Genomic DNA, 13,695 nt, shown 5'->3' on the forward strand with positions numbered 1-13,695 from the left:
AGGGGCATGAAGTGCCCCTTTCATCACACTCTATCCACATGTTTGAAACATGACCAACGCTATGCAGCGTTTAACAATTGCCCGATGCGCCTTTGAAAAACGGTAGTGTTACAGAGCCTTTTTCCACGGCTCTAAATCAACTTCCCACAATCCCCTTACGGAATTAATCAGAAATACACGCGAACACTTCGGCAAGTCCTCGACCCGAACGACACGCTCAACAATCTTTCCTTGCTCCAGTAGATAGGATCGATACACGCCAGGAAGCAATCCGCAGGAAAGGGGCGGAGTCACGAGTTGCCCATCCCATTCCACAACCAAGTTGGCAATGCAGGATTCAGTCAGTTCGTGGCGATCGTTCCATAGCAGCACATCCTGGGCGCGAGCTGCTGCGATCGCCTGCTGATAAACCTGCCGATATGTTGTTTTGTGATAGAGAAATGGATGATTTGGATTAACAGGATAGCGGGCCAGGGGAAGGCTGTAAGGGGTATTAAACGGTTCTAATGGTTGGGCCTGTAACAGAATTTCACCGGATTGTTGAACCTGCAGGCGCACTTTATGGGGTTGGGGCAGCATGGTCTTCACGAAAGCTGCGCAGTCTTGATGCAACTGGGCAATATCGACGTGACGACCAAAATAACGAGCAGACTTGAGCAGCCGTTGCAGATGTTGCTCTAGCAAGAAATATCCGTCTTGAGGTGTCCAAAGCAGGGACTCCAGTAAATCAAAATCGGGTGGGCAGTGGGTAAGGATGCGGGCCTTGGTGAAGCATTCTTGGAACTCGGATGCTTTTTCAGAGTCCCAGACTATGCCACCGCCGACGCCGTATTCAGCGTGAGGGAGCTGGGGAGGTTGGGGGCGATCGCTTAACACCGTCCGAATGGCCACATTGAACTGAGCATCGCCATTCGGACGAATGTACCCAATCGTGCCCGTGTAAATGTGGCGTGGCGACGTCTCCAGCTCCGCAATAATTTGCATCGTTCGGGCCTTGGGAGCACCTGTAATGGAGGCGGCAGGGAAAAGCGCCCGAAAAATCTCTGTTAAGCTGGCATCCGTGGTGCAGCGGACAGTGCTGGTCATTTGCCAGAGTGTTGGGTACTGTTCCACCTCAAACAAGTGGGGTACGGTGACACTGCCGATGTCGGCAATCTGCCCCATGTCATTGCGTACCATATCGACAATCATCAGGTTTTCGGCCTGATTTTTCTCGGAGTGGCGCAGTCCCTCGGCCTGGGCCTGGTCATCCTCAAACCAAAGGCCTCGGGGCGCTGTTCCCTTCATCGGTTTGGAGATTAACTCTCGCCCTGTTCGTTGGAAGAAGAGTTCGGGGGAGGCAGAGGCAATCGCCCAGCCCTCCGTCTGTACAAAGGCTCCGTATCCACTGCCCTGAGCACGAATCATGTGCAAGAAGAAGGCCCAAGGGGTAAGGTCTGTTGAGGTAGCGGAGCCAAACGCTGCGGGTGCCTGTAACCGAAACGAATAGTTGACCTGATAGGTTTCTCCTCGACGAATGCACTCCTTAACGTGGTCGAGTGCTGAGCGATAATCCGCCTCAGAGATGGAGCGTTGCCAGGAGAACTCGGGAATAACAGCGTCGGTTATGGCTGGCAGGGTAATAATTTCAGGTTGCCGATACAAGCCAAACCATACAAGGGGAAAGTTACCCGCAGGCTTTGTGACAAATGCAGAATCAAAGGCAGGTGCCGCTTCGTAAGCAACAAAGCCAGCGGCATAGAGATGGTGAGCGTGCGCTTCTCGTTCAACGGTTTCTAAAACTGTAGAGACAGACTCAATGTCAGACGCTACATGGAGTTGAACAGGCTCGTGGAACCATAACCACTGCTGAGTTTGAGCATCGTGCAAGATGACGCTGTTAAGAGACTCACCGAATTTCACAGAGTTCTGGTTTCCTGATATGGCTGAACTTAAAAATTCTCTACAATCCTGTCAGGAATAGCAACCTGCCCGTTGTTGTCCTAGGGTTAAGGGCACGAAGCAACAACTTCCTCAAACACCTTCTAAGCCTTCGGCTAGCGCTTAAATAACTAATTTTTTAATACCTCTCTATAGAGACATTCATCGCCTTAAATTGCTTAATGATGGAACATCTATCTATGAAATCTGGACGTACTAAATATACAAGGCAGTGATCTGTCAGGAATTTCATCCCCCAATAGCTTAAATAGGTACTGGCTTGAGTGTTTTAGTTACACTCCTCCATCTAGTGCCTGATGCAGGGTCAGAATCTGTCTTTGTAGAGATCTTTACGGCCAGAAGTAAATGAAGGGATGAGTTCGCTAAAATATCAATCAAGATTGATGTCAGGCAAGATTACTATACGATTTGCTCTGATAGGATACTAATCTATCAGTTTTGGGGTGCTATCAGTCGTCTGTAGGTCGCAATTTCAAAGGCTCGCTGCACGAGAGATTACTATCTCTATTGACAAAACTGTACTGATTTAGAGAGTTTGTGCTGATAATAACTTTCTGTCCGTGGTTTCGATAGAAATCAGGGTGTTTTACGGATTGCTGAAAGAAACAATCTCCCTTCGACGAGACTGCAAATCCAATGGTCACAGATTTCTTTTATGCAGAGTTACCCACGCTTAAAAGCTTTTGGGATATTGTGAATCCCGATAACTTTACGTCCATTCCGGATGATTGGTACATCCTGATTACTGATATTACAAACTCCACTCCAGCGATCGCCCAGGGCAAATACAAAATGGTGACGTTTTTGGGGGCCAGTTCTATCGCTGTTGTGTTGAATGAAGTGAAGGGATTAGATATTCCCTTTGTGTTTGGGGGAGATGGTATGACCCTTGTGGTACCCCCATCCTTGTTAGCTGCCGCCCGCGAAGCCTTACTTGGATTGCGCCGCTTGGCCCGCTCTCGGTTTGAATTGGACTTGCGGGTGGGTGTTGTGCCTGTATCGGTGGTAACGGCTAAAAACTACGACGTGAAAGTGGCGAAGGTTGCTGTATCGAAACACTACACCCAGGCTAATTTTTCCGGCAAAGGTCTCACTTATGCGACGGATTTGGTCAAAGATGATTCTCCCGACAATCCGTATCAAGTTTCAGCCATTAGTCGTAAGGATCCCAATTTTTCAGGGCTTGAATGTCGTTGGCAAGACATTTTCAGTGCTACAGGTCAAACTATCAGTTTGATGGTTGGTGCAACGGCTCACAGTTCTCATTCCCATCAGCAAGTCTATGGTGGTGTCATCCAAGCTCTACGGCGCATTTATGGAACGGATACTGAGTACAACCCGATTCATCCGAAGCGTCTGCGTTTAACATTTAACATTCGGCAGTTGGCAGTTGAAACACAGTTACGGGTGCGATCGCTCTCGTTTCTCGATCGCTTGCTTTACCTTGCCAACAGTTGGGCTCAGAACGTGCTGGGCTGGGTATTCATGACCCTCAAATTGAACGTTGGAGCGGTAAGTTGGGGTATCTACAAGGAAGGAGTTATTGCGACGACAGACTTTCAAAAATTTGACGATATGTTACGCATGGTTCTGGTCAGTACCGCTGCTCAAACCCAGGCTCTTACCGAGTACCTGGAACGGGAATTTCAGGCCGGCAATCTCGTCTACGGCTTGCACATTTCCGATCGGGCTTTGATGACCTGCGTCGTGTTTGAGCGTAACGGTCGGCAGGTGCATTTCATTGATGGGGCCGATGGTGGCTATACCCTGGCAGCTAAAGCAATGAAGCGGCGTCTTCAAAAGAGAGTGATGGCTGGAGTGGCCTAATTTCCCCCAAGGGAGGGGATTGCATGGCTCCTTTCCATATCACTTGAAAAAACTTGGGGTGTTTCTGATCCCCATGGCGTTCTATATTAGGGTTGCTGAATTCTAAAGCCACTGTGAAAGCCATTACACTGTTGGGTTCGACGGGGTCAATTGGAACACAAACCCTGGACATTGTGCGCGAGTATCCCGATCAGTTTCGGGTCGTTGGGTTGGCAGCCGGGCGCAATGCCGAGTTATTAGCCCAACAGGTGCGGGAGTTTCGCCCCGAGATTGTGGCAATCTGCGATGAGACGCAGTTAGAGACAGTGCGCGAGGCGATCGCTGGCCTCGATCATTCCCCCACGCTCTTAGTTGGGGAAGAGGGGATTGTCGAAGTTGCCCGCTATGGCGACTCAGAAGCCGTCGTTACCGGCATTGTTGGTTGCGCAGGGCTGCTTCCCACCATTGCAGCCATCGAAGCAGGCAAGCACATCGCGCTGGCTAACAAAGAGACGCTGATTGCCGGTGGCCCTGTCGTGCTACCGCTGATTCAAAAGCATGGTGTAAAGTTACTGCCTGCTGACTCTGAGCATTCCGCCATCTTCCAATGTTTGCAGGGGGTACCTGAAGGTGGGTTGCGCCGCATTCTCCTCACAGCCTCGGGTGGAGCGTTCCGTGATCTGCCGGTCGAGAAGTTGGCCAGTGTTACTGTAGCTGACGCCCTGAAGCACCCCAACTGGAGCATGGGCCGCAAAATCACTATCGACTCAGCCACCCTGATGAACAAAGGGTTAGAGGTGATTGAAGCTCACTTTTTATTCGGGTTGGACTACGACCATATCGAAATTGTCATCCATCCTCAAAGCATCATCCATTCTCTGATTGAGCTAGAAGATACTTCAGTGTTAGCTCAGTTGGGTCTGCCCGACATGCGCCTGCCCCTGCTCTACGCGATGTCTTACCCCGATCGCATTCCTACTCAATGGGAACGGCTGGATCTGGTGAAGTGTGGCCAACTCACGTTCCGGGAGCCTGACCATCAGAAATATCCCTGTATGCGCCTGGCATATGCCGCAGGGCGTGCCGGTGGCTCCATGCCAGCCGTGTTGAACGCTGCGAATGAGCAGGCCGTTGAGCTGTTCTTGCAGGAAAAGATTGCGTTTCTTGATATTCCCCGCTTGATTGAGACGGTGTGCGATCGCCACCAGGCCGACAACCACTCCCAGCCCAGCCTGGATGATATTCTCGCAGCCGATCGTTGGGCTCGCCAGGAGGTGCTGACGGTAAGCCAGCAGTCCGTTAGAGTGGTGGCATAATCTGAATCTTCGGTTGCAGAATCGATGCGAAATCCCTTTCAACGCTTGCGCTCTTTGCCCTGGGTCCCGTTGCTGCTGATCGCCGCCATGACGCTGGTCATCATCTTCGGTATTGAGATGCTGCTCGGCATTTTGATTCAGGTTTCTAATTTCGAGCAGGTCTTGCAACTGTTGTTCACGCCTCCCCTGGGTCTATTGATGATTGTTGCGATTGGGGTAGGAGTTGGGGCGATCGCCGTCTGGCTTTTAGAAACCCTCCGTCCCGAAATTATCATCAATAGCGGTGTGCTATGGGCTCTGATCGGCTGCCTGATTCTGGTCACGTTTATTCGTCAGCTCCTGCCTGGGTTTTCCCTGGTGACCCTTGACGAGTCCACTCTCATGGGCATGATTGTCGGGGTGTTTCTGACGGGTCGCCGCTACTGGCGGTAAGACTCAAAGTTCGACATAGCCCACCCAGTTGGTAGGGTGCGTGAGTTGAGGCCCTCCCCTCAGCAGGATGTAGAACATTAGACACATTTTCATTAGGGCTTACGCATGTGGGTGGTGTGCGACGTACACCACCCACATGCGTAAGCCTTCACGTTGAAGGGGAATAAGCAGTGAAGTCTGCCCCACTGATTTGACTGCTCTGGATCCCAACTAAAAACGCTAGCTTTTGGCCACCGAGCCGGATCATCGTGCCGTTGCTCTGGTCTGTAAAGCTAAAATTGGCAGTTTGCAGGGTAGGGGAGATGCCCAGACGATCAATGCCATCGGCAAAGTCCAGAATTCGATCTGGGCTCAGGAAGCGCTCTAACTTAAAGATGTCAGCCCCAGCGCCACCCACCAGGGTATCTGCGCCCGTACTTCCAACGAGCAGGTCGTGCCCGTTCCCTCCCCGCAATTTATCGTTGCCTTGTTCGCCATAAAGCGAATCGTTACCGTCTCCTCCACTGAGGATATCCGTGCTAAAGCTACCGTAGAGCCGATCACCCCCCAGTCCCCCTGACAGGGTATCCGCCCCTGTTCCGCCTAGCAGGCGATCGCGGCCTGCCAATCCGTACAAGATATCGTTGCCCTCTTTGCCGGCGATCGCATCAATGCGGGCACTTCCTCGGAGCGTATCGGCGCGATCGGTAGCTAGAAATGTTCGTGTGCCATATACCCGCAGTTGCCAGGAATTCCAAACCCCTTCATTCAGAGACATTTGATCTCTGACCTGTAGCGTCCAGGTGCCTGCGGCCTGCTCATCCCAGTGGCGGGTGGAGGTAAACGCCCAGTTATTATAAGTTCCTTGGTTAGGACGAAACCCCGCTGGCGCCAAAATTGACGGTGTCCCATCTGGGCTAAATAGCTCGATTTGAAGATCACTCGATTGAGCGTGATCGGCATCAAACACCAGTTCGACCCGCTCGATCCGCACATTGTCCTCCAGGGTAAAGGTCGAGCTAAGGGCGGTGCCATTATCGAAGATCGAGCGGTTTTCCAGGAGAACAGGAGAACGGAAGGAAACTTCACGGGCAACTCGCTGCCAGGTTTGAGCCCGTTGCACTGCGGCTCCTGCATTTACAACCCCAAAGCCGTAATTGTGGTTGATCAAATGACCGGCTCCATTCAACTGCCAATCTTCGTTGGCCGGGTCATTTTGCCGGGCTGTTTGTACCAGAATGTGCTGCACATCCCGCCAGGTCAGGTTAGGGTTTGCTTGCAACATGAGGGCTACCACCCCTGACACCATAGGGGTGGCCGCTGAGGTGCCATTGAAATTATTGGTGTAATTGTGATTGCTGTAATTTGGAGCCGTGCTGAAGCCGATATCGGGGTTATAGCCGGAGTTGCCCAGCAGGTCGGTTGTGGCAATTCCTGTAATATAGTCGTCCCCGTAGGCCGAAACTAAAATGCAGGCTCCTGGCTCGCTATAGGGAGAAAACTGACCCTTATGGTCAAGGGCTGCGACTGAAATGACATATCGAGAGTTGGTATAACCGTCAAAGTTGGCGTTGTCCTCCTGTTCGCGCCCATTGCCCGCGGCCCATACGTAGATACTGCCAAGCCCACCCCGACCGTAGGTGACGCCCCTGCTGAGAGCTGCTCTTAGTAGGGGTCCTGGAGCCTGAAGCTGCGCCCTATCGGGGGGACCCCAGCTATTGTTGTAGATGGCGATCGCCTGGAAACGGTAATTCAGGGCACGAGCTTCCTGCTCGTCGGTGGTATCCGCCGCTGTTAAACGCAGCGCAGCAAAGGAAGCGTAAGGGGCAATACCCGTTATACCGCCCCCATTGCCCCCTCGACCGGCCGCGATACCGGCCACGCTGGTACCGTGCCAATCTTCGTTGGCCTGTCTAGCTTGGGGGGTACTATCCTCGTCATTAAAGTCATAACTAAAGGCAGCGCGGTAGTTAGGAGCTAAATCGGGGTGCCCTATCTCTACGCCGTCATCCACAAATGCCATTAACACGCCCTGCCCTGTTAGCCCCAAATTCCAGGCCGGTAAGACGTTAATGTCCTCACCCACTCGTCCTCCCGGTTGCCCAGTACTGAGAGCCTGACCTCGATTACGCAGGTACCACTGATCGGGAAATAGGGGATCGTTGGGAAAGAATGCCATAGGTGTGGAAGCAGAAGGGCGGGGATGGCTTCCAGAAGACTACCCAAATCCTGATAACGAATTGATAATGCACACGACTTTATTAGAATGGGGCGATCGCTTTACTTGCCTCAAGCTAATGCGAGCTCTGTACCTGAAAGCTGAGAGGCATTGACATCCATTAACCATGCCAGGGCTTGCTGGCCTACTTTGAGAAGGGTGTTGTTGCCCTTCTGTTGCCAGCTCAAAGGTCCACCCTGTAGCGTTGAACCCACTTTGATACAATCCACACCGGCCTGAAAGTCCCAAATGCGATCGACAGTGCCCATGTTGCCAGCATCCAGGACAAAGGTATCGACTCCTGCGCCGCCCCAGAGTTGGTCCCGGTCTTTGCCGCCTCGGAGCCAGTCCTGTCCCTGCTGTCCTCGCAGATGATCCGTTCCATTGCCACCCAACAAAACATCGTTGCCGTAGCTGCCCACTAAGCGATCGCTGCCGTAATCGCCCCGCAGTAAATCTGCACCATTTCCTCCCATCAGGTAATCAGAGCCTGCACCCCCCAATAGCCGGTCATCGCCCCCAAACCCTTTTAGTACGTGATGATCGCCTCGGCTGGTGAGCGTATCTTGACGATAGGTTGCCTGTCGGTTATCCACGACTGTACTTTCTCCCTGCCCAATGCCATACACCCGCAATTGCCAGGAATTCCAGACACCACTTTGCCCGGTGCGACCATCGCTCACGGTTAGAGTCCAGTTTCCCGCAGACCATTCATCCCACAGGCGAGTCGAAGTAAAGACCCAGTTGCGGTAACTGCCGAAGTGAGCCATACGGTTGGTCTTAGCCAACACCGAAGCTGTACCATCGGGAGACGTAAGAACAATACGCAGATCTGAGCTTCGGGTGTGGGTGGCGTTAAAAACAACTTCAACTCGCTCGATTTGCAAGTTGTCTTCCATGAGTATGGTTGAGCGTGCTCCCTGTCGTTGTTCGGGAATGGAGGCTCTGACTTGCACGGGGGAGACCACGCTAGAGCGCTCTGAAGCCACAGGTTGCCAGGTACGCGCGAGGTTAACTGCTGCTGTTGCATTCACGGCTCCAAAGCCATAGCTATGATTTACCCAGCGCCCTGCACCGTTGCGTTGCCAATCAGTATTGCTAGGGTCATTGTGTCGGGCTGTCTCTACCAGAATGTGTTGGGCATCCCGCCAGGATAGGTTGGGGTTGGCCTGTAACATGAGTGCCAGTACCCCCGACACCATAGGAGCTGCTGCCGAAGTGCCACCAAAATCGTTGGTGTAGTTTAAATCGCTATAGTTTGCACCATATATGCCCAGGCCGTTAAAGTTATAGCCTTCTGAGCGTCGTAAATCCGTTGAGGTGATGCCCTGATCATATCCATCATCCCCAAAGGCTGAGACGAGGAGGCAAGCTCCGGACTCGCTGTACTCGGTCTGCTGCCCCTGCGCATTAATGGCGGCGACTGCAATCACATAGCGAGAATTGGCGTAGCCATCGTAGTTGACATTGTCGCCTTCTCGACGACCATTGCCCCCGGCCCAAACGTAGAGGCTGCCCAGGCCATTCCGCCCCTGCTGAACTCCCCGAGCCAAAGCTGCCTGAAATAGTGGACCTGGTGCCGTGAGGCCGTACCCGTCCATTGGGCCCCAACTGTTGTTGTAAATAGCAATGGATTGAAACCGATGGTTCATGACCTGAGCTTCCTGGCGATCGCTCACACAGCCTGAAGTTAAACGGATAGCTGTAAAGGATGCCGTGGGTGCGACCCCTGTAATCCCCATGCCATTGTTGCCTCGTCCTGCTGCGATGCCTGCAACACTGGTGCCATGAAGGTCACCGTGGTCAGACTCTGCCATGGGGTTATTGTCTCCATCAACTAAATCGATGCCTAAATCTGCCCGATAGTTAGCCCTGAGATCGGGGTGAAGGTAATCGACTCCATCATCAACAATGCCGATAATGACGCCCGTACCCGTGATTGCTTGCTGCCAACTGGCTAAAACATTAAGGTCACAGGAGGACTGTAGCGATCGCCCAGCTCTGCGCTCTTCCGTGTTATGCAAGTACCATTGATCATCAAACAATAGATCATCCGGCCAAAATCTCATACCGGTCTTTTCCCTCAATAAAACCGGATTGCCCAGGAACTCCAAAGGTGGCAATCCACCTTCACTTCATCACAGCTAAATAAACCGCTCAACGGCGGAATCCTCAAGGCGGACTTAGCTGCAACTGGGTAGGGCGGTACTTCCGCTTAAGGGAAAAAACTGACTTTTTTGGATTTTAGAAAATCCGGAAAGAATGAATCAAAATTTATTGAAAAAGCAGTTATTAAGCTTCGTATTTCAACTGACTGGTGCAAGACTTTATACCAATCCAAGCTGAAAAATTACGGTTTCTGACTAAATCAACATTACAAACACTAAGAAATCGGTTTGTGTTGAGAATCAGAACTTACGCATTCTTATTGTGTAAGTCCTAGGAGTATAGGAATAGCAATGTCTCAGTGAGATATATCAAAACTAAGTAGGCGTAAGGTGGCCAGTTCTTCAGATGATGGATTGTATGGGGAACTACTCGTGTTAGCCTGAGCCGTTACTTGTTGTTGATAGGTGTTGAGAGCTCGGGCGATCGCCCGCATCCGTCGTTCCTGGTCGCGGGTAACACCATGGGCCGTATTCCCTAAACCAGGGGCGTTCCACTTCTGGGTATCTGGATCTAAGAATGCACGGGTTCTTGACCAGAGGATAGCTTCGTCCCCTTGCATCTGAAATTGGCGGGACTCCGCTAGCCGGTCAATATATCCCCCTCGGTGGAGAGCCGCTCGGGGAGACTGGTTCGCCAGATCAATACCGTTCAGCTGCTCAGCAAGAGACATGTCAATCCCGGCCCGAACCGCCTTTTCCTGAAGGGTCGCCGCTTGTTTTCGGAGGCGTTTCAACTGCTTTTCATCGGCTTCTTCAGGGGACGCGGCTCCATGCTGATAAGAGAAACTACCCAAATTCCAAACTCCGTTGCCGGGGTCACGGTGGCCGTAGAAGGCAGGGGTACGCTGGCCCTCCGCCGTACGTGTTCCTTCTGCACTGCCGACCACTCGTGCAACTAGAGAGTTGGCTCCTCCTTCAAACAGTGGCTCTAGCGGATCTGAATTGCTGCCCTGGACGATCGCTGCCCCAGGGGCGGGTGCCGCAATAGAGGCGACTGCAACCGTTGGCCCTCCCTCCTCCAGGCCAAAGGATAGTTCTACAGGTTTAACAACGTTTGGATCGGTCGGTGGTGGTTCCGGCGGGCTAGATGCCTCATTATGGGAAATTGGTGGAGCCGTGGATTCGGTTGCTGTGATAGTTGGTGCCTCAGCTTCTGGCCGAGGGGGAGGCGGAGGCAACGGTTTCTGAGGCACGATTCCCTGAATGGGAGCCTCCGCTGCGGTCGGTGGAATTGGAAGACTGCCAGCCGTCTCCCTTGCAGAAGGTGATGGCTGCGGTGTAGGAACGGGAGGCAGTTGAAAAGCTGTGGTTAAATCATCGCCCCGAGCCAGATTAGGATAGAGGACAACGGCCAGAGAGCTGACTAGATATAAGGATAGGCGTTTCATCGGCTATCGGTGCCACAGGGCAATGACTAAAAACATTGAAGTATCCCTTCGGTCTAGAGAAGAAACCCCGGCTAAGGAACACGATGAATTTGCATAGTAAAATTTAGGCTTGTTGAAAACCCATTGTGGCGATCGCAAGCCTACATGTTGTGAAGTGCTACCCTGCGTTTCCCATCGTCATACCGTTAGGGTTAAGAATCCGGTTTAGAACATCGCTAGCGGGTTCTACCATCGTCCACTTGCCGTCTGGTTGTCGTCGCAGGGTCGCAAACGAGAGAAATTGTGCTCTTCCCATGGGCTGCCCCTGCTGAACGTCGCCTACCCGGGGCCGTTCTAGCCCGCATAGCCGAAACAGATAGGCTGGTACATCTGGGCTTGTGTACACATAGCACCCCTCTATGTCATTGGGTTGCAGTAGCCCATCGAAGGGAGCGTAGACAGGCTCCCCCTTCACCTCGATGGAAATATCTCCCAGCCCGCTGGCGACACGGTACCCGGCAATTTGCTTCCCCGGTTGCAGTTCCCAGTTTTGTTGAATTGGCACAGTGCGTACAGACACCGTACCGGAGTTGGTACATCCTCCCAGAAGAAGTGCTAGACCGACCAGGCAGGCGATTATCTTACTGGAAATTGAACCGATACCCCGCATACTCGTTGCCTTCGAAAAGAACTACCAGTCGGGTGTCTGGATCAAATGCCAGGGGATAAACCTGCCGCTCCGCTGTAACTCCGGCCCGCACTTGTAGGGTCTGAAGCTGGCAATAAGGGGTTCCAATGGCCGCCGTAACCCGTTCCTTTGTATCGCGTTCTGGAATTGCCAGCAATTGAGCGAGTTGCTCTCGAGATAATGCAACCTGGGCATTAACCTCTCCCTGGCAAGCTTCGTAGGAGGTGTGTGTTGCCCGACCGGGCAGCAATCCCCGAAAATCAAACACCAAACCCACAAATGCAAATATCAAGCCGCCCATGAGTAAAGGATGCATTCCGGGGGTGTCAATGGTATGGCGCTTCATAGATGAGCCCTCCTAACTGCTGAAAACTGCTGGGTAACTGCAAATTGCTGCCTTATCGGTTCTAGAAACGGCCCCCCAGCAATAGTCCAACCATGATGAGCAGTAGGCGATAACCCCATTCGATACTGGTTTCAGGAGCTACAGTTGTGCGATACATGGCGATCGCCGCTGGAGCCGCAATCAGAAGCACTGCGGGGAGGTATAGCCCTGGATGAGATGCCAGCACAATATCAATAGCCATACGGGCTACCGTAGAACCCATAAGCCAAAGGACTGCAATGGGCAGTGATATTGTCCCTGATCCTTCAGGAGCGGTAGTGGCGGTTGCGCTAGCCACCCGGCGTCCGTTGCGGGAAGGGTGCCGAGAGAAACCGGAGAACAAGCTCTTGAGCCAACCTAAGATGATTCCTCCAACAGGGGTCAAAAAGTCAGTAGACTGATGCCGCCGTTTTTTACGCAGGACTTGAGCCATCTGCAGGGCTTCCCGTTCTGCTTTGAGTAGGTCTAAGGTGCGGCTGGCGAGGAGGAAGTTGCCATCGTCGTCTCGTTCAACGCAAGTCAAGGTCGCAGAACTTTGTCGGTAGAGAGGCGAAAAGTCTCCGGTATTGTCTGCGTAAGGGAATTGCTCCAGTCCGGTGGCGCGCCAGTCACGTTCTAGGCGTTGGGCGATCGCCCGCAACTCCAACAGAGCATTTTCCTGAGCTGAGGCGAGTTGATTGATATGTTCTGCTTTAGCTGTGAGCTGTTGCCACGTTTCATCGATTTGGGTGAGGGCGGCTCGCTCGGTTACGGGAGAAGTAGAGCGATCAGGAACTCCAAGGGTGGAAGGCTTGAAGGGAGGAGTAGGAATCGAACTCGGCCATTGCAGGGTTGGCTGTTCCTGGGTCAGTCCGGTGGTAGTCGCTGCCTGAGGAGCCGATGCCCCTGGCACAGAGGTAGGACGACTGGCGGGAAACATTTCGACCATTTGAGCGGCCGTAGCGGGACGATAGGATTTCTCGCGAGCACTAATCGCCTGCAACCTGGCCTGAATAGCTTGTATCTCTTCTTGAGTTCCTTGCATAGCCAACTCCTGAAAGACAGAAAATGGAACAAACAACCCGACCGCCCTTACGCCAAAAACTACTGGCAGAGCTTCAACCTGAGGGGAGTTCGCGCTTGCAGCGCTCAATGTTCAGGAATATGAAGTGCGACCAGGGAATGAATGCAAGTGTACCATTAATAGTACTTAAGTACCACAATTTGCTGCCAGAATTGCTTTACGGCACTTCTTGTTTGCATAAGCTAACCTCAGTTCGGGTTAAGGGCCTTTTCGAGTGCCGCGCGTTGTGTGGCACTCGAAAAAACCCATTGTTGCGTGCGCTTCGCGCACGCAACAATGGGCTTTTAGGCTCATCCCGAATTGAGGTTTGAATAGACTTCCAGCGTGAATCG

The 13,695-nt window shown here is 52.5% G+C and carries 10 protein-coding genes; 3 read left to right on the top strand and 7 right to left on the bottom strand.

Annotated elements, in window-relative coordinates:
• Positions 1-108: 108 nt before the first annotated feature.
• Entirely contained in the window at positions 109-1,902 is a 1,794-nt protein-coding gene (pabB, locus tag H6F91_RS02980) for an aminodeoxychorismate synthase component I (RefSeq protein WP_190771479.1), read from the bottom strand.
• 675 nt (positions 1,903-2,577) lie between these two features.
• Between pabB and H6F91_RS02985 the strand changes: the two genes are divergently transcribed.
• From H6F91_RS02985 to H6F91_RS02995, 3 genes are all read left to right on the top strand, one after another.
• A complete protein-coding gene (locus H6F91_RS02985) occupies positions 2,578-3,768 on the top strand; it encodes a DUF3095 domain-containing protein (protein WP_190770953.1) in 1,191 nt (396 codons plus the stop codon).
• Between the two features lie 113 nt (positions 3,769-3,881).
• Positions 3,882-5,063, top strand: a complete 1,182-nt coding sequence (gene dxr, locus H6F91_RS02990; RefSeq protein ID WP_190770954.1) for a 1-deoxy-D-xylulose-5-phosphate reductoisomerase — start codon at positions 3,882-3,884, stop codon at positions 5,061-5,063.
• A gap of 24 nt (positions 5,064-5,087) precedes the next feature.
• Complete coding sequence (locus H6F91_RS02995) at positions 5,088-5,495, top strand: peptide chain release factor 1 (protein ID WP_190770955.1); 408 nt, start codon at positions 5,088-5,090, stop codon at positions 5,493-5,495.
• A 148-nt stretch (positions 5,496-5,643) separates the two neighbouring features.
• On the opposite strand, the gene H6F91_RS03000 is transcribed toward H6F91_RS02995, so the two are convergent.
• The 6 genes from H6F91_RS03000 to H6F91_RS03025 form a co-directional block, all read right to left on the bottom strand.
• A complete protein-coding gene (locus tag H6F91_RS03000) occupies positions 5,644-7,653 on the bottom strand; it encodes a S8 family serine peptidase (protein WP_190770956.1) in 2,010 nt (669 codons plus the stop codon).
• Between the two features lie 110 nt (positions 7,654-7,763).
• Entirely contained in the window at positions 7,764-9,761 is a 1,998-nt protein-coding gene (locus H6F91_RS03005) for a S8 family serine peptidase (protein ID WP_190770957.1), read from the bottom strand.
• A 395-nt stretch (positions 9,762-10,156) separates the two neighbouring features.
• Positions 10,157-11,248, bottom strand: coding sequence for a hypothetical protein (locus H6F91_RS03010; protein WP_190770958.1), 1,092 nt, complete (start codon positions 11,246-11,248; stop codon positions 10,157-10,159).
• A 157-nt stretch (positions 11,249-11,405) separates the two neighbouring features.
• Positions 11,406-11,897, bottom strand: coding sequence for a hypothetical protein (locus H6F91_RS03015; protein ID WP_206754891.1), 492 nt, complete (start codon positions 11,895-11,897; stop codon positions 11,406-11,408).
• Positions 11,869-12,261 carry a hypothetical protein gene (locus H6F91_RS03020; protein ID WP_190770960.1) on the bottom strand — a complete coding sequence of 131 codons (393 nt, stop codon included), beginning with the start codon at positions 12,259-12,261 and terminating at the stop codon, positions 11,869-11,871. Before H6F91_RS03020 ends, H6F91_RS03015 begins: the two co-directional genes overlap by 29 nt.
• Before the next feature lie 61 nt (positions 12,262-12,322).
• On the bottom strand, positions 12,323-13,324 hold the full coding sequence (locus H6F91_RS03025) for a hypothetical protein (protein ID WP_190770961.1): 1,002 nt from the start codon (positions 13,322-13,324) through the stop codon (positions 12,323-12,325).
• Between the last annotated feature and the right edge of the window lie 371 nt (positions 13,325-13,695).

The organism is Leptolyngbya sp. FACHB-8, assembly GCF_014695575.1.
Taxonomy (GTDB): domain Bacteria; phylum Cyanobacteriota; class Cyanobacteriia; order Elainellales; family Elainellaceae; genus Vacuolonema.